Annotated in this window: 24 protein-coding genes; 10 read left to right on the forward strand and 14 right to left on the reverse strand. The window is 70.9% G+C overall.

Annotated elements, in window-relative coordinates:
* Positions 1 to 198: 198 nt before the first annotated feature.
* Positions 199 to 1,971 carry an arginine--tRNA ligase gene (gene argS, locus ACFYZL_RS00650; protein WP_388674918.1) on the reverse strand — a complete coding sequence of 591 codons (1,773 nt, stop codon included), beginning with the start codon at positions 1,969 to 1,971 and terminating at the stop codon, positions 199 to 201.
* A 179-nt stretch (positions 1,972 to 2,150) separates the two neighbouring features.
* On the opposite strand from argS, the gene lysS reads away from it, so the two are divergent.
* Positions 2,151 to 3,890, forward strand: a complete 1,740-nt coding sequence (lysS, locus tag ACFYZL_RS00655; protein WP_384752312.1) for a lysine--tRNA ligase — start codon at positions 2,151 to 2,153, stop codon at positions 3,888 to 3,890.
* 78 nt (positions 3,891 to 3,968) lie between these two features.
* On the opposite strand, the gene ACFYZL_RS00660 is transcribed toward lysS, so the two are convergent.
* From ACFYZL_RS00660 to ACFYZL_RS00670, 3 genes are all read right to left on the reverse strand, one after another.
* The gene (locus ACFYZL_RS00660; protein ID WP_388674922.1) at positions 3,969 to 5,372 is read right to left on the reverse strand and encodes a DUF2637 domain-containing protein; all 1,404 of its coding nucleotides are present in this window, start codon (positions 5,370 to 5,372) and stop codon (positions 3,969 to 3,971) included.
* A 126-nt stretch (positions 5,373 to 5,498) separates the two neighbouring features.
* Positions 5,499 to 6,290, reverse strand: coding sequence for a DUF3558 family protein (locus tag ACFYZL_RS00665; RefSeq protein ID WP_384745818.1), 792 nt, complete (start codon positions 6,288 to 6,290; stop codon positions 5,499 to 5,501).
* Between the two features lie 114 nt (positions 6,291 to 6,404).
* Positions 6,405 to 7,265, reverse strand: a complete 861-nt coding sequence (locus ACFYZL_RS00670; protein ID WP_384745819.1) for a DUF3558 domain-containing protein — start codon at positions 7,263 to 7,265, stop codon at positions 6,405 to 6,407.
* A gap of 158 nt (positions 7,266 to 7,423) precedes the next feature.
* On the opposite strand from ACFYZL_RS00670, the gene ACFYZL_RS00675 reads away from it, so the two are divergent.
* On the forward strand, positions 7,424 to 8,617 hold the full coding sequence (locus ACFYZL_RS00675) for an RtcB family protein (RefSeq protein WP_388674927.1): 1,194 nt from the start codon (positions 7,424 to 7,426) through the stop codon (positions 8,615 to 8,617).
* A gap of 57 nt (positions 8,618 to 8,674) precedes the next feature.
* Here the strand turns inward: ACFYZL_RS00675 and ACFYZL_RS00680 are convergent, their stop codons facing one another.
* Positions 8,675 to 9,493, reverse strand: a complete 819-nt coding sequence (locus tag ACFYZL_RS00680) for a hypothetical protein (protein WP_388674929.1) — start codon at positions 9,491 to 9,493, stop codon at positions 8,675 to 8,677.
* A gap of 267 nt (positions 9,494 to 9,760) precedes the next feature.
* Between ACFYZL_RS00680 and ACFYZL_RS00685 the strand changes: the two genes are divergently transcribed.
* Positions 9,761 to 10,981, forward strand: coding sequence for an NAD(P)/FAD-dependent oxidoreductase (locus ACFYZL_RS00685; RefSeq protein ID WP_388674932.1), 1,221 nt, complete (start codon positions 9,761 to 9,763; stop codon positions 10,979 to 10,981).
* 33 nt (positions 10,982 to 11,014) lie between these two features.
* Positions 11,015 to 11,911 carry an RNA polymerase sigma-70 factor gene (locus ACFYZL_RS00690; protein ID WP_384745824.1) on the forward strand — a complete coding sequence of 299 codons (897 nt, stop codon included), beginning with the start codon at positions 11,015 to 11,017 and terminating at the stop codon, positions 11,909 to 11,911.
* Between the two features lie 46 nt (positions 11,912 to 11,957).
* Here ACFYZL_RS00690 and ACFYZL_RS00695 read toward each other — a convergent pair whose 3' ends face one another.
* On the reverse strand, positions 11,958 to 12,566 hold the full coding sequence (locus ACFYZL_RS00695) for a Uma2 family endonuclease (RefSeq protein WP_388674936.1): 609 nt from the start codon (positions 12,564 to 12,566) through the stop codon (positions 11,958 to 11,960).
* A 142-nt stretch (positions 12,567 to 12,708) separates the two neighbouring features.
* Between ACFYZL_RS00695 and ACFYZL_RS00700 the strand changes: the two genes are divergently transcribed.
* A complete protein-coding gene (locus ACFYZL_RS00700; RefSeq protein ID WP_384745828.1) occupies positions 12,709 to 13,386 on the forward strand; it encodes a polysaccharide deacetylase family protein in 678 nt (225 codons plus the stop codon).
* A 64-nt stretch (positions 13,387 to 13,450) separates the two neighbouring features.
* Here the strand turns inward: ACFYZL_RS00700 and ACFYZL_RS00705 are convergent, their stop codons facing one another.
* Together ACFYZL_RS00705 and ACFYZL_RS00710 are read right to left on the reverse strand one after the other, a co-directional pair.
* On the reverse strand, positions 13,451 to 14,218 hold the full coding sequence (locus tag ACFYZL_RS00705) for an SDR family NAD(P)-dependent oxidoreductase (RefSeq protein ID WP_384745830.1): 768 nt from the start codon (positions 14,216 to 14,218) through the stop codon (positions 13,451 to 13,453).
* Between the two features lie 64 nt (positions 14,219 to 14,282).
* The gene (locus ACFYZL_RS00710) at positions 14,283 to 14,618 is read right to left on the reverse strand and encodes a YnfA family protein (protein WP_376661674.1); all 336 of its coding nucleotides are present in this window, start codon (positions 14,616 to 14,618) and stop codon (positions 14,283 to 14,285) included.
* Positions 14,619 to 14,757: 139 nt separating this feature from the next.
* Between ACFYZL_RS00710 and ACFYZL_RS00715 the strand changes: the two genes are divergently transcribed.
* On the forward strand, positions 14,758 to 15,234 hold the full coding sequence (locus tag ACFYZL_RS00715; protein WP_384745832.1) for a hypothetical protein: 477 nt from the start codon (positions 14,758 to 14,760) through the stop codon (positions 15,232 to 15,234).
* On the opposite strand, the gene ACFYZL_RS00720 is transcribed toward ACFYZL_RS00715, so the two are convergent.
* A complete protein-coding gene (locus tag ACFYZL_RS00720; protein WP_384745834.1) occupies positions 15,222 to 15,983 on the reverse strand; it encodes a Mut7-C RNAse domain-containing protein in 762 nt (253 codons plus the stop codon). The genes ACFYZL_RS00715 and ACFYZL_RS00720 overlap by 13 nt on opposite strands.
* A 41-nt stretch (positions 15,984 to 16,024) precedes the next feature.
* Complete coding sequence (locus ACFYZL_RS00725) at positions 16,025 to 16,459, reverse strand: winged helix-turn-helix transcriptional regulator (RefSeq protein ID WP_384745836.1); 435 nt, start codon at positions 16,457 to 16,459, stop codon at positions 16,025 to 16,027.
* 137 nt (positions 16,460 to 16,596) lie between these two features.
* Between ACFYZL_RS00725 and ACFYZL_RS00730 the strand changes: the two genes are divergently transcribed.
* On the forward strand, positions 16,597 to 17,493 hold the full coding sequence (locus ACFYZL_RS00730; RefSeq protein ID WP_384745914.1) for an NADP-dependent oxidoreductase: 897 nt from the start codon (positions 16,597 to 16,599) through the stop codon (positions 17,491 to 17,493).
* Positions 17,494 to 17,545: 52 nt separating this feature from the next.
* Here the strand turns inward: ACFYZL_RS00730 and ACFYZL_RS00735 are convergent, their stop codons facing one another.
* A complete protein-coding gene (locus tag ACFYZL_RS00735; RefSeq protein ID WP_384745838.1) occupies positions 17,546 to 18,085 on the reverse strand; it encodes a GNAT family N-acetyltransferase in 540 nt (179 codons plus the stop codon).
* 9 nt (positions 18,086 to 18,094) lie between these two features.
* Positions 18,095 to 18,637, reverse strand: coding sequence for a potassium channel family protein (locus ACFYZL_RS00740; protein ID WP_384745840.1), 543 nt, complete (start codon positions 18,635 to 18,637; stop codon positions 18,095 to 18,097).
* 111 nt (positions 18,638 to 18,748) lie between these two features.
* On the opposite strand from ACFYZL_RS00740, the gene ACFYZL_RS00745 reads away from it, so the two are divergent.
* Positions 18,749 to 19,138: an SHOCT domain-containing protein gene (locus ACFYZL_RS00745; RefSeq protein WP_384745842.1), complete on the forward strand. Its 390-nt coding sequence runs from the start codon at positions 18,749 to 18,751 to the stop codon at positions 19,136 to 19,138.
* 40 nt (positions 19,139 to 19,178) lie between these two features.
* Here the strand turns inward: ACFYZL_RS00745 and ACFYZL_RS00750 are convergent, their stop codons facing one another.
* Positions 19,179 to 19,748 (reverse strand): hypothetical protein, encoded by a 570-nt coding sequence (locus tag ACFYZL_RS00750; protein WP_384745843.1) that lies wholly within the window; start codon positions 19,746 to 19,748, stop codon positions 19,179 to 19,181.
* A gap of 102 nt (positions 19,749 to 19,850) precedes the next feature.
* On the opposite strand from ACFYZL_RS00750, the gene ACFYZL_RS00755 reads away from it, so the two are divergent.
* Positions 19,851 to 21,722: a serine/threonine-protein kinase gene (locus tag ACFYZL_RS00755; protein WP_388674945.1), complete on the forward strand. Its 1,872-nt coding sequence runs from the start codon at positions 19,851 to 19,853 to the stop codon at positions 21,720 to 21,722.
* Here the strand turns inward: ACFYZL_RS00755 and ACFYZL_RS00760 are convergent.
* On the reverse strand, positions 21,697 to 22,116 hold the full coding sequence (locus ACFYZL_RS00760; RefSeq protein WP_388674948.1) for a hypothetical protein: 420 nt from the start codon (positions 22,114 to 22,116) through the stop codon (positions 21,697 to 21,699). The two genes, ACFYZL_RS00755 and ACFYZL_RS00760, sit on opposite strands and share 26 nt — an antisense overlap.
* A gap of 123 nt (positions 22,117 to 22,239) precedes the next feature.
* Here ACFYZL_RS00760 and sigJ point away from each other — a divergent pair, with 123 nt between their 5' ends.
* A complete protein-coding gene (gene sigJ / locus ACFYZL_RS00765; protein ID WP_388675835.1) occupies positions 22,240 to 23,148 on the forward strand; it encodes an RNA polymerase sigma factor SigJ in 909 nt (302 codons plus the stop codon).
* The last annotated feature ends 14 nt before the right edge of the window (positions 23,149 to 23,162 follow it).

A 23,162-nucleotide genomic window follows, 5' to 3' on the forward strand; every position in this document is an offset into this window, starting at 1 on the left:
TCGTGGCCATTGCGGACGCGGACGAGCTTCGACCGCCATGGAGTGGATCACGGCGCGGCCTCCGTGGCAACTGTCCCCGAGGACAGGCATCCGGTCCGATCGTCGTCCCGCACGCCGACGGCCCCCGTCTCCCGGGCGGGGAGACGGGGGCCGTCGGATGCGACCGGAACCGGTACCGACGGGCGGTACCGGTGGCGGTCAGAGCTTCTCGGGGGTGCGGATGCCCAGCAGGGACATGCCCTTCGCGAGGGTGCGGGCGGTCAGGTCGCACAGGAAGAGGCGGTTCTCGCCGATGACGAGCTCCGGCTCCGGCTTCACGACCGGGCACGCGGTGTAGAAGGTCGTGAACAACGAGGACAGCTGGTAGAGGTACGCCGCCAGCTTGTGCGGGGCGTACTCCGCCGCGGCCTCCTCGATCAGCTCGCCGAAGCCGTCCAGGTGCAGGCCCAGCGCGCGCTCGGCCGGTGCCAGCTCCAGCTCCGGGTGGGCGACCGGCCGGCGCTCGCCCGCGTTGCGCAGGATGGACTTGATGCGGGCGTACGCGTACTGGAGGTACACGGACGTGTCACCGGTCAGCGAGACCATCTGGTCCAGGTCGAACTTGTAGTCCCGCGAGGCGGAGGTGGACAGGTCCGCGTACTTGACCGCGCCGATGCCGACTTGGACGCCGTTCTCGACGATCTCCTGCTCGGTGAGCAGGCCGCGATCCTCGTCCTTCTCCCGGACCACCGCGGTCGCCCGCTCCACGGCCTCGTCCAGCAGGTCCACCAGCCGGACCGTCTCGCCCTCACGGGTCTTGAACGGCTTGCCGTCCTTGCCGAGGACCGTGCCGAACGCCAGCTGGACGGCCTTGACCTCGTCGTTCAGCCAACCCGCCCGGCGCGCCGTCTCGAAGACCATCTTGAAGTGCAGCGACTGACGGGCGTCCACGACGTACAGCAGGGTCGTCGCGCCCAGCTCGCCGACACGGTCGCGGATCGCCGACAGGTCGGTCGCCGCGTAGCCGAAACCGCCGTCCGACTTCTGCACGATCAGCGGCGTCGGGTTGCCGTCCGGGCCCTTGACGTCGTCGAAGAACACGCACAGCGCGCCGTTGGAGCGGACGGCGACGCCCGACTCCTCCAGCAGCTTGCACGTCTCGACCAGCATGTCGTTGTAGCCGGACTCGCCGACCACGTCCGGGTCCTGGATGTCCATGTCCAGCTTGTTGAAGACCGAGTAGAAGTAGATCTTCGACTCGTCCACGAACCGCTGCCACAGCGCCAGCGTCTCCGGCTCGCCGGCCTGGAGGTCCACGACCCGCGCCCGGGCCCGCGTCTTGAACTCCTCGTCGGAGTCGAAGAGCCCGCGCGAGGCCTTGTACAGCCGGTTCAGGTTGGACATGGCCTCCTCGCCGGAAGCCTCCCCCTCCGACTCGTGGTCCAGCTCGTGCGGGTGCTCCATCAGGTACTGGATGAGCATGCCGAACTGGGTGCCCCAGTCGCCGATGTGGTGACGGCGTACCACCTTCTCGCCCGTGAACTCCAGGATCTCCACCATCGCCGCGCCGATCACGGCGGACCGCAGGTGGCCGACGTGCATCTCCTTCGCCACGTTCGGCTGCGCGTAGTCGATCACCGTCGTGCCCGCGTTCTCGGCGAGCGGCACGCCGAGACGGTCGTCGCCCGCACGCGCCGCGAGCGTCTCGATGATCGCCCGGTCGGTGATGGTGATGTTGAGGAAGCCCGGACCCGAGACCTCGATCTCCTGGATCAGGTCACCGGTCGGGATGCCCTCGACCACGGTCGTCGCCAGCTCGCGCGGGTTGGCCTTCGCCTTCTTCGCGAGCGCCAGGATGCCGTTGGCCTGGAAGTCGGCCCGGTCGCTTCGTCGCAGCAGCGGGTCGGCGCCACCGGCCTCCGGCAGGGCCGAGGCGAGGGCGTCCGCGACGCGCTGATGGACGGAAGAAGCGAGGGAAGGGACCGAGGCCATGAGCTGCCGTTCCTGTGAGGTTGTGCCGGTGGGTGCACTTGGTTGTTCCGACAAGTGCCGAGTATCCCACGTGGGGCCTCCACGTTTCGCGGCATATCACCGGTCGGGAGCAACCCCGGAGCGACCTGTTCCGTCTGGGAGAATGGCCAAAGCCAGCATTCGAGATAGAAGGACGTGTCGTGGCTCAGAGCGCCCAGAGCAGCACCGAGACCGACTGGGTCTCCCGTTTCGCGGACGAGGTCATCGCCGAATCGGAGCGCCGAGCCCCGGGCAAAGCGGTCGTCGTCGCGTCCGGACTCTCCCCCTCCGGCCCCATCCACCTCGGCAACCTCCGCGAGGTCATGACCCCGCACCTGGTCGCCGACGAGATCCGCCGCCGCGGGTACGAGGTCCGCCACCTCATCTCCTGGGACGACTACGACCGGTACCGCAAGGTCCCCAAGGGCATCCCCGGCGTCACCGAGGAATCGCACGCACAGCACATCGGCCGCCCGCTGACCGCCGTGCCCGCACCCGAAGGCTCCTCGTACCCGAACTGGGCCGAGCACTTCAAGGCCGCCATGGTCGAGTCCCTGGCCGAGCTGGGCGTCGAGTACGACCCCATCAGCCAGACCGAGCAGTACACCGCCGGCACCTACCGCGAGCAGGTCCTGTTCGCGATGAAGCACCGCGGCGACATCGACGCGATCCTCGACCAGTACCGCACCAAGCAGAAGCCGGGCGGCAAGAAGCCCCAGCAGAAGCAGGTCGACGAGGCCGAGCTCGAAGCCGCCGAGGGCTCCGGCGCGGCCGCCGAGGACGACGGCAGCAGCGCCGAGGGCGGCTACTTCCCGTACAAGCCCTACTGCGGCGAATGCGGCAAGGACTTCACCAAGGTCACCTCGTACGACGACGAGACGACCGAGCTGACCTACGTCTGCACCGAGGACGAGTTCACCGAGACGGTCAAGCTCAGCGAGTTCAACCGCGGCAAGCTCGTCTGGAAGGTCGACTGGCCCATGCGCTGGGCCTACGAAGGCGTGATCTTCGAGCCCTCCGGCGTCGACCACTCCTCGCCCGGCTCCTCCTTCCAGGTCGGCGGCCAGATCGTCGGCATCTTCGGCGGCGAACAGCCCATCGGCCCGATGTACGCCTTCGTCGGCATCAGCGGCATGGCCAAGATGTCCTCCTCGAAGGGCGGCGTCCCCACCCCGGCCGACGCCCTGAAGATCATGGAGCCGCAGCTGCTGCGCTGGCTCTACGCCCGCCGCAAGCCCAACCAGTCCTTCAAGATCGCCTTCGACCAGGAGATCCAGCGGCTCTACGACGAGTGGGACAAGCTGGAGGCCAAGGTCGCCGACGGCACCGTCCTGCCCGCCGACGCCGCCGCCCACGCCCGCGCCGTCCGCGTCGCCTCCCACGAGCTCCCGCGCACCCCGCGCCCGATGCCGTACCGCACCCTCGCCTCCGTCGTCGACATCACCGCCGGCCACGACGAGCAGACCCTGCGCATCCTCTCCGACCTGGAGCCGGACAAGCCGCTCACCTCCCTCGACGAGGTACGCCCACGCCTGGACCGCGCCGAGAACTGGATCACCACCCAGGTCCCCGCCGACCAGCGCACCCTCGTACGCGACGAGCCCGACACCGAGCTGCTGTCCTCCCTCGACGACGAGGGCCGCGCATCGCTCCGCCTGCTCCTCGACGGACTCGACTCGCACTGGTCCCTCGACGGGCTCACCACCCTCGTCTACGGAGTCCCCAAGGTCATGGCCGGGCTGGAGCCCGACGCCAAGCCCACCCCGGAGCTCAAGGTCGCCCAGCGCACCTTCTTCGCGCTCCTCTACCGGCTCCTCGTCACCCGCGAGACCGGCCCGCGCCTGCCCACGCTGCTCCTCGCCGTGGGCGCGGACCGCGTGCGCAAGCTGCTCGCCGTCTGAGGTCCGTCAGGTCCGTGACACGACGGAAGGGCCCGCACCCCGAGGGGGTGCGGGCCCTTCCCGCGTCACCGGACACGGCTACGCGATGTGCTCGTTCTCCAGGTCCTTCTGGTACCGCTGCTTGAACGACGGGATCATGCGCCGCAGCAGCGAACCGCTGCGCGGGTGCGTCACCCCGTAACCGTCCGCGAGGTGTATGTCGAGCGCCTCCGCCGTCGGGAAGTCGTTCTGCTCGTCGACCAGCGCACGGAACACCTTGTACGCGGCCTCGGCGAACTCCGTCTCGTCCGGAGTCTCGTCCTGCGCCCCGTCGGCCGCCCCCGCGGCCTCCGCGGCCCCGTCCTGCCTCGGAGCCGGCATCGGCAGCTGCTCCTGCGGGTACGGGAGCTGCTCCTCGTCCGGGCCCGCCGGAGGCATGACCGGAGTCGGCTCCAGACCCTCCACGTACTGCGGGTTGTAACCACCCTCGTACGCCGCCTGCGGCGCCAACGGCGCCGCGAACCACGCACTGTTGTGCGCCGCCGGCATCGCCGTCGGATCCACCGCGTACGCCGCCGGAGCGTGCATCGAGGGCTGCATCGAAGCCTGCTGCTGGGCCTGCGCCTGCGCGAAGGCGAGCGCCTGCGCCTGCGCGAGCGCCTGTGCCTGGGCCTGCGCGAAGGCCTGCGCCTGCACCTGCTCCGGGGCCTGCAGGGGATCGCCGGCCCCGGCCTCCAGCGCCGGCGCGCCCGCCGACCCCGCCTCCACCGCGGCCTGCGCCTCGCCGCCCTGCTCCACCGGAGGCAGCAGCGCCGGCTCGATCCCCGCCGCCGCCAGCCCCTCCGGAGCCGTCTGCGACAACGGCACGCCGATCCGCGCCAGCCGCAGCGGCATCATCGCCTCCACCGGGGCCTTGCGCCGCCAGGCGCGCCCGTACCGCGCCTGCAGACGGGCCTGGTAGATCAGCCGGTCCTGCTCCATGCCGACCGCCTGCTCGTACGAACGCAGCTCCCACAGCTTCATCCGCCGCCACAGCTTGAACGTCGGCACCGGCGACAGGAGCCACCGGGTGATCCGCACGCCCTCCATGTGCCGGTCCGCCGTGATGTCGGCGATCCGGCCCACCGCGTGCCGGGCCGCCTCCACCGTCACCACGAACAGGATCGGGATCACCGCGTGCATGCCCACACCCAGCGGGTCCGGCCACGCCGCCGCACCGTTGAACGCGATCGTCGCCGCCGTCAGCAGCCACGCCGTCTGACGCAGCAGCGGGAACGGGATCCGGATCCACGTCAGCAACAGGTCGAGCGCCAGCAGGACACAGATGCCCATGTCGATGCCGATGGGGAACACCAGAGAGAAGTCGCCGAAGCCCTTCTTCAGCGCCAGGGCGCGCACCGCGGCGTACGAACCCGCGAAACCGATCCCCGCGATGACCACGGCGCCGGCGACCACGACACCGATGAGTATCCGGTGGGTACGAGTCAGCTGCATCGCGGCCACCCGTGATCCCCTCCCCTTGTCGAGCACTTCCCAGTACTTACCGAGCCTTTACCGAGCCACGGCAGGCACAGCGTAAGCCCGACCGGAAGTCACCGCTCCCCTGGCCCCGTTACTACCGGAGCGTCACTACTGGGGCTGCGGCGACTGCGACTGCCCCTGACCCTGGCCCTGGCCCTGCTGCTGGCCCTGCTGCTGGTTCGCGGTGTCCACCGAGGCCACGGCCTCCTTGGCCGCCGTGATCGCGTCCTGGAGGAGCTTCGCCTGGTCCGGCGCGCCGGCACCCTCGTACGCGGCACCGTTGTAGTCGAGCGTGATCACCACGTTGTGCGTGCGGGCCACGATCGTCGTGTTGAAGGAATCGACGTTGTCCTTCTTCACCGAGTACACGACCGACGTCCCCTGGTCGCCGATGCCACCCGCCTGCTCGGCCTTCAGGTTCTGCGCACCCTCGGTCGCCTTCGCGAGCTCGACCTGCTTGTTGAACTGCTCCTCGGCGCGCTTGTCGGCGCTGCCGAGCGAGGCGTGCGACTCGGAACGGGAGAAGTTCACCGCGAGCCAGCGGTACTGCGAGCCCTTCAGGCCGTCCTCGTCCAGGCCGTTCCAGGAGCAGCCCGCCCGGCCGGCCAGGTCGTTCGACTTGGCAGCCGTGCCGTTCTTGTCCTTCACCTTCGGGACGAGCGTGTCGAGCGTCGCCGACTGGAGCACCTTGCAGGGGTCCGGGAGCGCGGCGTACGTCGCCTTCTCCAGGGGGGTCGAAGACTTCCCACTCGGCTTCGCAGACGCGGACGAACCGGACTTCTTGTTGCTGCCCGAGCTCGACTCCTTGCCCGAATCGGAGGAGCAACCGGCGACGGCGAGGACCACCGGGACGGCTGCGCAGGCGAGAACGCGGGTGAGGCGCGAGGCAGATCGGTGCATGTTTCCTTCTGGTGCGATGGTCGGACTAATTCGGACGCGAACCCGAGCAACGGTAGCCCGACCCGGCGCCTCCATGCTGTGCGCGCCGTCACCCACGGGCGCGGCGAACCGACTTCACTCGTTGAAACGCTCGACCAGAGCCTGCGCCAACTGCCTTGTCCTGTCCTGGGTTTCACCGCTCGGCGGGACCACACCCGGCAGGGCCGGCTGCACGCTGTACTCCACCGTCACGATGACATTCGAGGTGCGGAACACAATCCGCACGGTCCGCGACTGCGCCGCGCTGGCCCCGGCGGGGCTCAGCTTGTCCTCGATGAACGCCTCGGTCCCGAGCCCCTCCAGCACCCGCGACCCGAGCTCGACGGGGGCGGACGGAGTGGGAGTCGCGGCCGCCGTCGTCCCCGGCGCGGGCGCCCCGGGGGCGGGGGCCGTCGCCGCGCCGGGCGAGGGGGTCGGCGTGGGCGTGGGCGTCGGCGTGGGCGCCGTGGTGGGGCTGGGGAAGGGCAGGTGCGCATCGATCACCCGGCGCACGTACACCTGCCGCGCCTTGTCGTCGTCGCTCGTCGCGGACCGGTCGTACGAGACCACGCGCTCGAAGACCACCGACAGCAGCCGGGTCTCCTCGGGGGTCTGCGCGTTCCACCGGCAGCCGACGTGCCGGTCGCCGTCGTACGAGGTGTCCGCGACGCCCGCGTACAACTGGTCGCGCTGCGGGGTGGGCAGCGTCTCCGGGACCGGCAACATCCCCTTGATCCGCTTGCTCTCGACGCCGGCCCGGCAAGGGGAGGGCAGGCTGCGGTACTTCCCGGGCTGCGCGGGCGCGGCCTGGTTCCCGCCGCCCTTGGCGTCGCTGCCGCCGCCGTTCCCGCCCCCGCCGGTGCACCCGGTCAGGACTCCCGCTCCGGCCGCGAGCGCGGCGAACATCGCGATGCCGGGCAGGACTCGCCGTACCGCCGCCTTGCGCTGCACGTCCACTGGCCCCCTTAAATACGTTGCCGCGACTCGGACGCGGATGGACACAATGTCTACCGCACACGCTGGTGCCGACGCCGGTCCCCTGTCCCATTCAGGACCATGAGCGAGGCTTTTTGCGCTTTCCGACTTTTCTTTGGCTTTCGGGGGATTGATTCCATATGTCGTACGTAGAGGTACCCGGGGCGAAGGTCCCGATCCGGATGTGGACCGACCCGGCGTCGGTCGAGGACAGCGCGATGCGCCAGCTCCAGAACACGGCGGGCCTCCCGTGGATCAAGGGCCTGGCCGTGATGCCGGACGTGCACTACGGCAAGGGTGCGACGGTCGGCTCGGTCATCGCGATGAAGGACGCGGTCTGCCCGGCGGCGGTGGGCGTGGACATCGGCTGCGGCATGTCGGCGGTGAAGACCTCCCTGACGGCGAACGACCTCCCGGGGGACCTGTCGAAGCTGCGGGCGCGGATCGAGCAGGTGATTCCGGTGGGGGCGGGGATGCACCGCGAGGCGGTGGATCCCGGGCGGCTGTACGGGTTCCCGGAACGGGGGTTCGGGGACCTGTGGGAGCGGTTCGACTACGTCGCGGATGCGGTGAAGTTCCGGCGGGACAGGGCTTTGCGGCAAATGGGAAGCCTTGGCCAAGGAAATCACTTTTGGGAGCTTTGTGTCGACATGTCCGATTCGGTGTGGATCATGTTGCACTCCGGATCCCGGAACATCGGCAACGAGTTGGCGGACTTCCACATCAACGTCGCTCGCGGGCTCGCCCACAACCAGAACCTGGTCGACCGCGACCTTGCGGTGTTCCTCGCGGCGACCCCCGAGATGAAGGCCTACCGGGACGACCTCTTCTGGGCGCAGGAATATGCGAAGTACAACCGCGCCGTGATGATGAGCCTCTCCAAGGAGGTCATCAGGCGTGAGTTCCGCAAGGCGAAGGTCTCCTTCGAGCAGGAGATCAGCTGCCACCACAACTACGTGGCGGAGGAGCGGTACGACGGCATGGACCTGCTGGTCACCCGCAAGGGCGCGATCCGTGCGGGCAGCGGCGACTACGGGATCATCCCGGGCTCCATGGGCACAGGCTCGTACATCGTGAAGGGCCTCGGCAACGAGAAGTCCTTCAACTCGGCCTCGCACGGCGCCGGCCGGAAGATGAGCCGCACCGCTGCGAAGAAGAGGTTCTCCGCGCGCGACCTGGCGGAGCAGACCAAGGGCGTCGAGTGCCGCAAGGACTCGGGCGTCGTGGACGAGATCCCCGGCGCGTACAAGTCGATCGAGCAGGTCATCGACCAGCAGACCGACCTCGTGCAGGTCGTGGCCAAGCTCAAGCAGGTCATCTGCATCAAGGGGTGACGCCCGCACGCGAAGGGCCCGGACCATCTCTGGTCCGGGCCCTCGTTGTGCCCTCGCTCAGACCCGTCCGGTGCGAAGGCGCCACAGGCGCATGATGCAGCTCTGCTCCGTCCGGTCGAGGGAGGTGGCGGCCGCCTCCGGGTCGTTCAGACGCAGCAGCTCTTGGTCGTCCTTCACGGTCCAGCGGCGTCGCGGCGGGGCGATCCGCATGTCAGCAGGGCGCACCCAGGCTTGGATTGCGTCCGCGTTCGCCTTCTTGTGGGCGAGTGCGAGGCAACCGTCGTAGTAGAAGTGCGCGGCGAGCTGCTGGGCCGTCTCCTTGTAGTAGCAGATGTTGTAGACGCCGTCTCTCGTGTTGCGGGAGGTGGTTCGTTCGGTGCCCGTGATCTTCTTGCCGTAGTGGCAGAGGTAGGCGGCGATTGCGGTGCTGGCCGATGTCAGGGCCAGGAAGGGCCATCCCTGGGCGGTCCAGCCGAGGGAGCCGTCCGCATCGATGATTCCGCGCAGGTAGTCGGGGCGGGAGAACTCCGTGCGGGGCGGCTTGATCGTCAAGGACTTCTTGCCGTACGGGATTCCGAGTTCGTTGACGATGGTCCTCGCTTCCAGTGAGGAGACGCACCAGGTTGCCGAGTGGTGGCTCTCGGCGAAGTTCGTTTGCCTGACGCGCTCCGTGATGGAGCTGTAGTAGGGCGTGAGCTGCTGGAACTCGCGGAGGATGTGGATGTCTCGCGCGTTGATCTCAGCGGTGAGCTTGCCCTTCTGCCCCGGGCCCTGTGCGAGATGCCCATCGGCTTGCAGGAAGCCGAACATGTAGGCGTAACGCGGGTCCTGGAGGTCCATGAAGCGCGCGGCGGCGCTAGGGTGCTGTTCAGCCATGAGGAAGTCCTTCTTCCCTGTTGGTGAGGCCCTCGGCCGGGAGTGCCATCCCGGGTGGGGGCCGTTTGTGTTGTGGCCGAACTTAGGTACGGACCCATGGCGCGGTAGGCCATTCGGGCGGCGTTCACTCGAACGTATGGCGGAATGTCACATGGTCCCGACGGCGCCCGTGGAGTGATCCGGGTCACATGCGCCCGTGTGCTGTCACAGGGGCCGGGAGCGCGGTGTCTTGTGGTCGACCCGATGGGGACGGACCTAGGAGACACCATGAGCGGCAACACGAACGTCGTAGTGATCGGTGGCGGGTACGCCGGGGTCATGGCGGCCAACCGGCTCACGCAGCGGGACGACGTGACCGTGACGCTGGTCAACCCGCGTCCGGACTTCGTGCACCGGATCCGGCTGCACCAGCTGGCCGCCGGGACCGGGGACGCGGTCGTCGGGTTCCGGGAGGTGCTGGCGGACGGGGTGCGGCTGGTCGTGGACGCCGTGACGCGGATCGACGCGGCGGGGCGGTGCGTGGAGCTGGCGTCGGGGGACGCCGTCGGTTACGACTACCTGGTCTACGCGGTGGGCAGCGGGAGCGCGGACCCGAAGGTTCCCGGGGCGGCCGAGTTCGGTTACCCCGTCGCGAACCTGGAGGACGTGCAGCGGCTGCTGCCGGTGCTCGGCGCGGCGCCCGCGGACGCGGCCGTGACCGTGGTCGGGGCCGGGCCCACCGGGATCGAGACCGCGGCCGAGCTGGCCGAGCAGGGGCGGGCCGTGACCCTGGTGTGCGGCGGGGTGCTCGGGCCGTACCTGCACGCCCGTGGTCGGCGTTCGGTGGCGGGGCGGCTGGCGGCGCTCGGGGTGCGCGTGGTCGAAGGTGACGGGGCGAAGGTGACGGCGGTGACCCGGGACGCGGTGGAGCTCGCCGACGGGCGGGTGCTGCCGAGCGCGGTGACCGTCTGGACCGTCGGGTTCGCCGTGCCGGACCTGGCGGTGCGGAGTGGGTTGAGCACCGACGCGCTGGGCCGGCTGCTCACGGACGAGACGCTGACCAGCGTCGACGACGACCGCGTCTTCGCGGCGGGGGACTCGGCGGCGCCGTCGGGGCAGCCGCTGCGGATGAGCTGCCAGGCCGCGATGCCGATGGGTGCGCGGGCCGCCGACACGGTGCTCAGCCGGATCGCGGGGGAGCGGCCCGAGGAGCTGCACCAGCCGTTCGCCGCGCAGTGCGTCAGCCTCGGGCGGGGTACCGGCATCTTCCAGTTCGCCAACAAGGCCGACGTCGCGGTGTGGGCGCACGTCGACGGCCGGCTGGGCGCGAAGCTGAAGGAGACCGTGTGCAAGGGCGTCGTCAAGCACCTGGCGGAGGAGGGGCACAAGCCCGGCGGGTACAAGCTGCACCGGATGGGGAGCGCCGCCAAGCGTCAGGAGCTGGTGCGGGCCAGGGCGGCGGCGGCCGAGGGTGCGCGGGCGGAAGCGGTTCTGACGCGGATCGGCTAGTTCGGGTCGCTCCGAGGGAGAGATGATCAAGACATGAATGATCATGCAGTCGACGAGGCGACCGAGGCGTTCGTCGCCCACCGCAATCTGCTCTTCACCGTCGCCTACGAGATGCTCGGTTCGGCGGCCGATGCCGAGGACGTCCTCCAGGAGACCTGGTTGCGGTGGGCCGAGGTGGACCTGGAGCAGGTGCGGGACCGGCGTGCGTATCTGGTGCGGATCACGACCCGGCAGGCGCTCAACCGGCTGCGCAGCATGTCGCGCCGCAAGGAGTCGTACGTCGGGCCATGGCTGCCGGAGCCGCTGCTGACCACGCCGGACGTGGCCCAGGACGTCGAGCTCGCCGAGAGCGTGTCGATGGCGGTGATGCTGGTGCTGGAGACGCTGTCGCCGACAGAGCGGGCGGTCTTCGTCCTGCGCGAGGTCTTCGACGTCGGGTACGAGGAGATCGCGGAGGCCGTCGACAAGACTCCGGCGGCGGTGCGGCAGATCGCGCACCGCGCCCGCAAGCACGTGGACGCGCGCCGTCCGCGCGAGGTGGTGTCCCAGAGCGAGACGCGGGCGGCTCTGGATTCGTTCTGGGCCGCGGCGAACGGCGGGGACATCCAGAGCCTCCTGGACGTGCTCGCGCCGGACGTCGTCCTGATGAGCGACGGCGGCGGCATCAAGCAGGCCGCGGTGCGGCCGATCGTCGGCGCCGACAAGGTGTCGCGCTTCTTCATCGGCGGGTTCAGCAAGAACCGGATCCCGATCGCCGTCGGCCACACCCTGGTCAACGGCAGTCCGGCGCTGATCGTGCACGTGGACGGAGAGCTGGACGGGGTCATGGCGGCGCGGGTCGAGGACGGCCGGATCGTGGGGCTGTACTACGTGCGCAACCCGGAGAAGCTGACCCGCGTCGAGTCGGAGACCGCGCTGACGCTGGGGTGAGTGGGCGGGTGAGCGCTGGGGGCCCGGCCTGGGCCCCCAAGGCTCGTCAGTCCTCGTCGCCGTCGAGGAGGCGGTCCACGGACAGTTCGAGCGTGATGCCGATGGATTCGGGGAGCAGAACGGACATGCCCCGCTTGAAGGGCTTGCGGGAGCGGTATTCGCCGGAGCGGGGGTCTGTGTAGAGGACGACCTCGTCGTGGCGGCGGTCGGCGATCAGGTAGACCGGGATGCCGGCCTGGGCGTAGCTGTCGACCTTGGTGCCGAGGTCGTCGGACCAGTTGGACGAGGTGATCTCCACGACCAGCCGGAAGACGTGCGGCGCGAAGCAGTTCCTCTCCACGTGCGCGTCGCGGTAGTCGGATTCGACGAGTGCGAGGTCCGGGATGGCGAAGTCGTTGGGCCCGGAGGTCAGCCAGACGCCGATGGCCTGGAGGTATTTGAGTCCGGCCTGTCGAGCCCCGGCTGCGAAGCACTCCTCGATGAGCCAGGTCAACGACTCTGCATGAGCCCCGTCGGCAGGTGGTGTCACGGTGAGCCTCCCCTGGAGAATCTCCACTCGGTGCCCGGGAAGCTCCCTGGAGAGTCGATCGGCGGCCTCCGCGATCGTGGTCTCGTGCTGTATCGCGGCCATGGCTTCCTCCTTCTCGCGGCTCACGCTTTCGGAGCGTATCCGCGTCCGCGGACTTTTCTCGTGACATCACCCATATGGGGATGCCGGCCATGAGCGAGGCCGTCAACGAGGGGGTTGACGGCCGGAGTTGGTCTAGACCAAGGTGTGCGGCATGTGGAGATCTCGCGTGCTTGTCGCCGCTCTCGCGTCGTTGTCGCTCGCCCTCGGGGCCGCCGGGTCGGCGGGGGCCGCCGGGTCCGCTCGGGCAGGGGTGGGGCTGCCGCCCGTGGTGTCGCACGTGCCGACCGACGAGAAGGTCGTCTTCATCACCGTCGACGACGGCTGGAACCACGATCCGGAGGCGGCCCGGATCCTGCTGGAGAAGCGGGTGCCGGTCTCGTTGTTCCTGCTGCCGGGGGCCACCTCGTACGACACGCAGTACTTCACCGCCCTCACCGAGCAGGGCCGGGCGACCGTGGAGAACCACACCGTCAACCACCCGGACCTGACCACGCTCGACGCGGCCGGCAAGGACGCCGAGGTCTGCGGCGCGGGGGAGCGGCTGCAGGAGACGTTCGGGCGGACGCCGAAGCTGCTGCGGCCGCCGTACGGGGCGGTGAACGACGACGTGCGGCTCGCGGCTAAGGCGTGCGGGGTGAAGGCGCTGGTCACGTGGACGTACGACTTCACGACCTGGAGCCAGACGCCGCCCACGCCGCAGCTGAAGGCCGGTGACATCGTGCTGCTGCACTTCACGCCGACCCTGGCCGCGGACCTCCAGCGGGCGCTGGACGCGGCGAGGGCGGCCGGGCTGAAGCCGGCCGCCCTCATGCCGCACCTGAAGGCGGCCGGGCTGGTCCCTTAGGTCGTCTCTTTCGGATCTTGCGGGCCAGGCAAGATCCGGAAGAGACGGCCTGGCGGGGGCGGGACTACAGCTCGCGGTGGAGCTTGGTGTTCGAGGCCTGGGCGCGGGGGCGGACCACCAGGAGGTCGATGTTGACGTGGCTGGGGCGGGTCACCGCCCAGGTGACGGTCTCGGCCACGTCGTCGGCGGTGAGGGGGGCGGCGACGCCCTCGTACACCTTGGCCGCGCGCTCGGTGTCGCCGCGGAAGCGGGTGGTGGCGAACTCCTCGGTCTTGACCAGGCCCGGGGCGATCTCGATGACGCGTACGGGCAGGCCGACGAGTTCCAGGCGGAGGGTCTCGGCGAGGACGCGGGCGCCGTTCTTGGCGGCGACGTAGCCCGCGCCGCCCTCGTAGGTGGCGTGGCCGGCGGTGGAGGAGAGGACGACCACCGTGCCGTCGCCGGAGGCGGTGATCGCGGGGAGCAGGGCCTGGGTGACGTTGAGGGTGCCGATGACGTTGGTCTCGTACATCGTGCGCCAGTCGGCGGGGTCGCCGGTGGCGACGGGGTCGACGCCGAGGGCGCCGCCCGCGTTGTTGACGACGACGTCACAGCGGTCGAGGGAGGCGGCGAAGGCGTCGACGGCGGCCCGGTCGGTGACGTCGAGGGCGTGGGCCGCGGCGGAGTGGCCGGCCTCGGTGATCTCGGCGGCGAGGGCTTCGATGCGGTCCTTGCGGCGGGCGGTGAGGACGACGTGGTAGCCGGCCGCGGCGAGCTGCCGGGCGGTGGCCGCGCCGATGCCGCTGCTCGCTCCGGTGACGACGGCGGTGCGGATGGCCGTGGTCGTGCTCATGTGGGGGGCTCCTCGGTCGTTCGTACGGTCGAATACTCGCCAGCATAGGCGGGACGGGCGGGGCTCAGCGGCCGCGCGGGGCGTACATGATCACGGCCATGCCGGCGAGGCAGACGAGGGCTCCGGCGATGTCCCAGCGGTCGGGGCGGTAGCCGTCGGCGACGACGCCCCAGGCGAGGGATCCGGCGACGAAGACCCCGCCGTAGGCGGCGAGGACGCGGGCGAAGTCGCCCTGGGGCTGGAGGGTGGCGACGAAGCCGTAGAGGCCGAGCGCGATGACTCCGGCGCCGATCCAGGCCCAGCCCTTGTGTTCGCGGACGCCTTGCCAGACGAGCCAGGCGCCGCCGATCTCCAGGAGGGCGGCGAGGGCGAAGAGGGCGATGGAGCGGGTGATCGGCATGTCCGGAAGCCTATGCAGGGGGTGGTGGGCGGATGGGGGTATGCCTCGCCCTCATTCGTGTGATGGTCCGACCGGACGGGCTCGGCGCCGGCTAGCCTCCGCGCGAAGACGCGATCAGCGCGATCAGGAGGTGGTGGCGATGCGCCGTATTGCCGTGTCGGGTGTGGTGGCGGCGGGACTGTCCGGGCTGCTGGCGTTGGGGACCGCGGCCCCGGCGGGGGCCTGGGCCGGGCCGGAGGCGGATGTCGCGTACCACGGTCGGGTGGCCCTGGCCGGGGCGCAGCTGCGGATCTGGCTGGTGCCGGAGAACGAGGGGCCGTCGGCGCTGCCGAACGCGACGCTGCGGGTGCGGCTGTCGGTCGATCTCGCGGACCGGCAGGAGCTGCCGGTCGGCTGTGCGCGGGTCGGGCTGCGCGAGGTGGTGTGCGAGACCGGTCCGATGGCGTTGCACGGGCGCGGACGGCACATCGGGATGGCGCTGGGGCTTCGGGAGCGGGCGCCGGAGGTGGTGGTGCGGGTGGACACGTGGTGGAACGGCGGCGCCGCCGACCGCGACAGTGCCAACGACGAGCACGTGGTGCTCGCGTTGGACACCGGTGACGCCTACGCGTTCTGAGCCCGGGCCTCGGGGCCGGTGGCCGGGGTGCCGAATTCGGTGAGGGCCTCGTCCACGATGCGTTCCAGGCGGGCGTGGTGGGCGCCGCGCCAGTAGACGCGTTCGCAGTCAGTGCACTGGGCGAACACGTCGTAGGAGCGGTGCGTGCCCTGCTCCAGGCGGTCGCCGACGCTGTCCTTGTCGGCATCGCGGAGCGGCCCGTTGCAGGCGGTGCAGCGGGTCCACGGCGCGAGGTCGGGTGCGAACCTGCCGAGTACGTCGCGCAGTTGCTCGTCCGGGTTGTCGCTGTAGACGTAGGCGCCGGCGAAGAGCTCGCGGCGGCGCAGCAGTCCGCGGTCGCGGGAGAGCAGTACGCGCTGTTCGGCGGCGGAGCGGGTGGCGAGGGCGGGGTCGCCGATGTCCTCGTTCTCGTAGGCCGCGTCGACGCCGAGCAGGCGCAGGCGGCGGGCGAGGGTGCCGAGGTGGACGTCGAGGAGGAAGCGGAGCGGGGCGCCGTCCACGCGTTGGGGCCGCTCGACGCCGAACACCTCGACGTTCTGGCCGTCTTGGGGGACGTACGAGACGGGGACCTCGTGGCCGTCGACGAGGAGGCGGCCGACTTCGGTGAGCGGGACCCCGGCGGATTCGACGACGTGTCCGAGGCTGGACGCGCCGTCGGTGGCCGTCGGTACGCGGTCCGCGCGCCTGCTGGGTGCGGCGAAGAGGCGCAGGTCGGGGGCGAGGGTGAGCTGAATGCCGGGTCCGTTCACCCTGTCAGCATGCCACTGCGGGGGTGCGGGGCGCCCGGCTTTTAGGAGGCGGCGGAGGCTGTGGAGGCCTCGGCGGCCGCGTCGTAGGCCTGGCGGTGGGCGGCGACCTTGTCGAAGTGGTTCTCGGCCCACAGTTTCACCGAGGAGAGCAGGCAGGCGAGGGTGCCGCCGAGTTCGGTGAGCCGGTAGTCGACGCGGGCGGGGACGGTGGGGGTCACGGTGCGGGTGACGATGCCGTCGCGTTCCAGGGAGCGCAGGGTCTGGGTGAGCATCTTCTGGCTGACGCCGGGGATCTTGCGGCCGAGGTCGCTGTAGCGCATGGAGCGGTCGTCGGCCTGGGCGAGCGCGCTGACGACGAGGCCGACCCACTTGTCGCTGATGCGGGCCAGGAGTTGCCCGGTGGGGCATTCCTTGAGGAAGGCGTCGTAGGCGTGGCGGGCTTCTTCGCGACGGGCCGCGGCGGTGCGGGTGGCCATGGGTGCCCCACTTCCGGGTCGGGTACGCACTCGGAAGTACGTACTTACGAAAAGAGAGTACCTCTCCCTAGGTTAGTGCTCACCGGGAACGAACGGTTCGACGAGCACGACGGGGAGAGATCATGAGCGGCGCAACGATGAAGGCAGTGGTCGTGGACGGCTTCGGCGGTCCGGAGCAGGTGCGGGTCGTCGAGGTGGCGGTACCGCGTCCGGAGGCCGGCCAGGTCCGGATCCGGGTCCGGGCGGCCGGCCTCAACCCGGTCGACGGCGGGGTCCGCGCCGGCGTCTTCGGCGGCGAGGGGCAGCGGATCGGCCTCGGCTGGGACGTGGCGGGGGAGATCGACGAGGTCGGCGCCGGCGTGACCGGCTGGAGCGCCGGGCAGCGGGTCGTCGGGCTGCACTACGGGACGGTGAAGCCGCTGGGCTCGCACGCCGAGTACGTGGTCCTCGACGCCACGGCCATCGCCGCCGCCCCGGCCGGCGTGGACACCACGACCGCGGCCGGCTTCCCGCTCGCGGCGCTCACCGCGGCCCGCTCCGTGGACCTGCTCGGCCTCGCCGCCGGCGCCTCGGTGCTGATCACCGGCGCCGCCGGGGTGGTCGGAGCGCTCGCGGTCCAGCTCGCGGCGCGGGCGGGGCTCGTGGTGACGGCCCTCGCGGGCGCCGATGACGAGGCCTACCTGCGCTCCCTGGGCGCGACCGGCTTCGTGCGGCGCGGGGAGGCCCCGGCCGAGCAGGTCGACGGGGTGCTGGACACGGCCGTACTGGGAGGGCCCGCACTCGGCTTCGTCCGCGACGGCGGCGTCTACGTCGGGGTGATCCCGCACGCCGCCCCTGCGGCGGAGCGCGGGGTGCGGGTGGTGGAGCAGGAGGTCGCCGCGGACGGGGAGCACCTGGCCCGGCTGGTCACCCTGGTCGAGGAGGGTGCCCTCGCACTGCGGGTCGCGGAGGTCTTCGACCTCGCGGACGCCGCCAAGGCGCACGACCGGCTGGCGACCCCGGGGGTACGGGGCCGGATCATCCTGACTCCGTGACCGTGCGGGGAGGGACCCGGGGGGATCGTGAGGGCCGTGCGGGGGGCGGCCCTCACCCCCTGATCCGGTGGCACCAGTCGTTGCTCGGGTGGGGCACCCCGGGCGGGTACTCGAACTCGACCTCGCCGAGGCGAACGAAACCCGCCCGGCGGGCCACGGCGTTCGAGGCCGGATGGTCGGTGCCGGGGAAGGCGCGGAGGGTCTCGCGGGCGGGGGAGCCGTGGGCGCGGACGTACGCGAGCAACTCCCGCAGCGCGACCACCGCGAGGCCCCGGCCCTGGTACTCGGGCAGGATGCCCCAGCCGGTCTCGTACACCGGCTCGCCCTGCCACTCCCGTTCCCAGAAGCCGATGGTTCCGACGCTCTCTCCGGCCGGCTCCAGCACGACCCGGAACATCCGCCCGGCCGCCGGTTCCCGGGCGCTCATCGCCTCGTAGCGCCGCTGGCGGTCGGCGAGTTTCGCGGGTGTCTCCGGGCCGCCGAGGTGCTCGGTCATGACGGGCTCGTTCTTGCGCTCCAGCAGCCAGAAGTCGTCCGCCGTCCAGGGCGCCAGGCGTACGGCAGGGTCCTCGGGGTTCCCGTGTTGCACCATGCCCGCAGCCTACGGAGGCAGCTCGGTGTCATCGACCCCTTTCCGCCGCAGGCCGATCCGGACGGCGCCGAACAGCACCTTGGCGACGATGCCGACCACGATCAGGTCGGCGACCATCTGCGCGGTGGTCAGTACGCGGGTGGTCTCGGAGACGGGCGCGATGTCCCCGAAGCCGACGGTCGCGAACACGGTGACCGTGAAGTACAGGGCGTCGGTCCTGTCCAGGGGCTCGGTGAAGGAGGCCGGGTCCGACCGGGCGACGAGGTAGTACACCGCGGAGAACACCACCAGGAACAACGGCACGGCGGAGGCGACGCCCTCGACGGCGCGCAGTCTCGGATACGCCGAACGGGTGATGGCGTTGACCTGCCGGACGACCAGCAGGCCGAAGAGGGCCAGCCCGACGATCAACATGACGAGGGTGCCGACACCCACCCCTTGGTCCAGCGGGGTCAGGTAGTACAGCCAGGTGATCAGGGTGACCGAGACCACCGAACGGAGCAGGTGGCCGATGACGATACGGCGGCGCCGCGGGTCGTCCGGGAGGCTCATGTCCCCATCGTCGGGGGACTTGCGCTCGGCGTGCGACTTCGATCACCCGGCTGTATCAAGGATGGGAAGGGTGAAAGATCCGCATTCGGGCGGAAATGATCGGAGTCGAGAATGGACGATTACCCGCTCCTCAACCTCTTCTGGACGATGCTGTGGCTGTTCCTCTGGATCCTCTGGTTCTTCCTGCTCTTCAAGATCATCACGGACATCTTCCGTGACCACAGCATGAGCGGGTGGGGCAAGGCGGGATGGCTGATCTTCGTGATCATCCTTCCGTTCCTCGGTGTCTTCGTGTACCTCATCGCCCGCGGCAAGAGCATGGCCGAGCGGGACGCGAAGCAGATGAAGGACAGCGAGGCCGCCTTCCAGGACTACGTCCGCAAGACGGCCGGGACCGGCGGCGGTTCGGCGGACGAACTGCACAAGCTCGCCGCGCTCAAGGACAAGGGCGACATCACCCAGGAGGAGTTCGACCGCGCCAAGGCGAAGCTCCTGGCGTAGTCCGGTGGTGCGCGGTCGCTCCGATCGCCCGTGAGGCCGCTCAGCCCGTCAGCCGGGCTGCGGCCTCGCGGGCCGCGTCGATCGCCCCGGCGCGGGCCGCCTGGCGGTCGTCGTCGCCGCGGGCGTACGCCAGGGAGATCACCACGTTGCTGCGGCGGAAGACGACCTGCGCGGTGATCGCCTTGCCGGGAGTGGGCGGCCGGAAGCGCAGGAACGCTTCGTCGCCGAGGCCGGACAGGTCCTCCTGGGTGTCCTTCTCCCAGCCGAGTTCACCGACCGTGCGCTGTTCGCGGATGTCCTTGCGGGCCAGGTCGACGGTGAGGCGGCTCGCGAAGAGATGGACGCCGGCCCGGTACTCGCCCTTCTCGCGCGGGGCGGCCCAACTGCACGACGCCGCGTCGGCTCGTCCGCCGTACGCCTCGGGCACGAGCCGGTGGACGGTCTCGGGGGTGACGAGCCGGCAGAAGTCCGGATCGGCACGGAACTCGCCTTCCCGCGCACGGTCCCACCACCGCCAGGCTCCGAAGGCCGCGCACGCCACGACGAGCAGCGCGGTCAGCGTGACGAGCGCGCGGCGCGAGGGCTTGGCGGGATCGGCGGGAGTGGTCACCGCCGCAGCATAAGGGCCCCCGTCTCGGCCGCCGAGTGGTTTTGCGACCCCCGTGGCCTCCCCCTATACGATCTCAACTTCGTGATCGTCTAGGGGGAATTGATGGCGAACGCCTCGAACGCCGAACAGTCCGTGCTGAGTCCGCTGGGGCCGGACGATCCGCAGGAGATCGCCGGCTACCGGCTGCTCGCGCGGATCGGCGAGGGCGGCATGGGATCGGTCTACCTCTCCCGGACCCGGGGGAACCAGCCCGTCGCGCTGAAGGTCATCCGGCGCGAGTTCGCCCAGGACCAGGACTTCCGCGCCCGCTTCGAGCGCGAGGTGCAGGCGGCGCGCCGCGTGCAGGGCTACCACATCGTGCCGGTCGTGGACCACGACACCAGCGGCGAACAGCCCTGGCTCGCCTCCGCCTACGTGCCGGGGTTGGCGCTGGACGACGCGCTCGCCGCCCACGGGCCGCTCCCGCTGCCCGCCGTGTTCCAGCTGATCGGCTGCACCGCGCGGGCCCTGCACGCCGTGCACGGCGCGTACGTGATCCACCGCGACCTCAAGCCCAGCAACATCCTGCTGGGTTCGAAGGGCCCCTGGGTGATCGACTTCGGCATCGCCCGCGCGACCGACGCCACCCAGCTCACGCGCAGCGGCGGGTTCATCGGCACGCCGCAGTACATGTCGCCCGAGCACGCGCTGGGCCGCGAGGTCACCCCGGCGACCGACGTCTTCGCGCTGGGGCTGATCGCCGCGGTCGTGGCCACCGGACGCCACCCCTACGGCGACGGCTCGGGCCTCTCGATCGCCGCCTCGATCGCCAACACCCCCCAGCAGGCGCCGGACCTGAGCGGCTACCCGGACGAGCTGCGGCCCCTGCTGGAACGCTGCCTGAAGGCCGACCCCGCCGAGCGGCCCGGGACGGAGGAACTGGCCGAGTGGTGCGAGCGGTTGGCCGGGCGGCCGCTGCGCGATTTCCAGGACTGGCTGCCTGCTCCCGTCACGGCGGAGATAGCCCGGCGGGAGCGGCTGGCCGAGGCGCCCCCGCAGCCGCAGACCCCGCCGATGCCCGCGAACACCCCGCCCCCCGCCCCGTCGTACGCGCCGACGCAGGCACCCGCCCAGACTCCGGCCTCCCCGCAGCCCCCCGCATACGCCCCGGCGCAGGCGGCCGCACCGGCCGCAGGGAACCCGTACGCGTCGACGCAGGCCCCCGCCCAGTCCGCCCCGCCGTCGTACGCGTCGACGCAGGCCCCCGCGCCCGCCGCCCCGCAGCCGTACGCGCCGACGTACGCGCCGACGGGCCCGCAGGCGGCGGCCTACGGAGCCGCTCCGGCCCCCGCGACCCGTGGCCGCAGCCGGGTGCCCCTGATCGCGGGCGCGGGCGTCCTGGCCGTCGTCCTGATCGCGGGCGGCGCCTGGTACGCCACCCGCGACGACGGCAAGGCCAAGACCGAGGCCAAGAGCGAGGGCAAGGCGGCGGACCAGCCGAAGCCCTCCTCCTCCGCCGCGCAGGGCCAGGACCCGGCGTCCGCCGCGCCCCGGACTCCTGCCGCGCCCGCCTACACGGTGGTGTTCAAGGACACCCCGGTGAAGTTCCTGGGGCCCAGGGAATTCGGCAAGTACAACGACGTCGACCTCGACTTCCCGAAGGTGGCGCCGTTCCTCGAGATGCCGAGCAGCAACCGGGAGCTGCAGATGGGCTTCGACGCCGTCACGAGCGACACGTCCTTCGGCAAGAGCAAGGGCCCCACCCCCGAGGAGTGCGCGGCCGGAGCCGCCACGAACCCGATCCCCAACAAGCTGAACGGGGCCGCCCTGACCGGAGCGGACGCCGCCATCGTCAAGGGCGATCTGCTCTGCACGGTCACGACCAAGGGCAACCTGGCGATGGTGAAGATCATGGCCGTGGAGCCCTCGCCCGACAAGCTCCACGACATCCCGACCTACCTCACCGAAGTCACGCTCTGGAAGAAGCAGTCGTAGCCAGGACCCGGCCCAGGTCCAGCACGGTCAGGCCGAACATGGCGACGCCGAGCGGGACATGGAGTGCCGGCACGTGCGCTATGCCGAGGACCACCTGTACCGAGGAGAGGACGAGGAAGCCGGTCGAGTAGAGGATCGGGCGGGGCGACCCCCCGCCCGGCTTCCACGCCAGGACCGCGGCGAGCACGTACAGCATCGTCGCGCCGTACGTCACGCGTGCGCCGACGGCGTGCAGCGTCTCGCCGTAGGAGGTGGACAGCAGCAGACCGGCGCTGACCGCCTGGAAGAAGAGGGTCAGGGTCTGCAGGCCGATGGAGACCCTGAGGAAGGCGGATCCGCGCGCCGCGGCCGTCGCGGTCATCGCGGTCTTGGCTGTCGTCGTCTCAACGGCCATGGTGGGAACCCCTGTTCTGCCTCGCGGCGGTGATCGGTAGTGTCTCGACCGTTCGACGACGCAGCCCCGCGAAATGTCAGGCGGGTGTCGGGGACGGGGAAGGACACGGGGGCGAACACGACCATGGGCACCGTCATCGAGGAGCGCCGGCATCTGGTCAACGTCGCCTACCGGCTGCTCGGTTCGGTGGCCGAGGCCGAGGACGCGGTGCAGGAGGCCTACACCCGCTGGTACGCGATGTCGCGGCGGCAGCAGGAGGCCGTCGAGTCGCCGGGCGCCTGGCTGACGACGGTCGCAGGCCGCATCTGCCTGGACGTGCTCGGCTCGGCACGGGCCCGGCGCGAGCGCTACGTGGGCGCGTGGATCCCCGAGCCGGTACCGGACCGTACGGAGTGGACGAGCGTGCGGGGCCTCGGAGGCGGGGCCGAGGCGGCCGATCCCGCCGACCGCATCACCCTGGACGAGTCGGTGAACATGGCCTTCCTCGTCGTGCTGGAGTCGATGACGCCGGCCGAACGCGTGGCGTTCGTCCTCCACGACGTCTTCCGCTACCCCTTCACCGAAATCGCCGCGATCGTCGGCCGTACGCCCGCGGCCTGCCGGCAGCTGGCCTCCTCGGGCCGCCGCCGGGTCCGCGACGCGCGCACCGACGTGGCTCCGGCCGCCGCGCAGGCCGGCCTCGTACGGGACTTCAAGGAGGCCTGGGAGGCCAAGGACATCGAGGCCCTCGTCGGCCTCCTCGACCCGGACGCCACGATGACCGCCGACGGCGGCGGCATGGTCGGCACCGTCCTGAGGCCGGTCGTGGGCGGCAGGAGCGTCGCCCAGTACCTGATCCACATCGCCGACAAGGCCCCCGGACTGACCCTGCTGGAACGCACGGTCAACGGCCGGCCCGGCTTGGTCGCCCGGCACACCGGAATCTCGGTGACCGTGGCCGCGTTCGAGGTCGCCGACGGCCGCGTCACCGCGATCTGGGCGGTCCGCAACCCGGAGAAGCTCCGCGCGTGGAACGAGCCCGCACGGGACTGATCCGGCGCCCCCGA

The organism is Streptomyces sp. NPDC001717, assembly GCF_042892775.1.
Classification (GTDB): Bacteria; Actinomycetota; Actinomycetes; order Streptomycetales; family Streptomycetaceae; genus Streptomyces.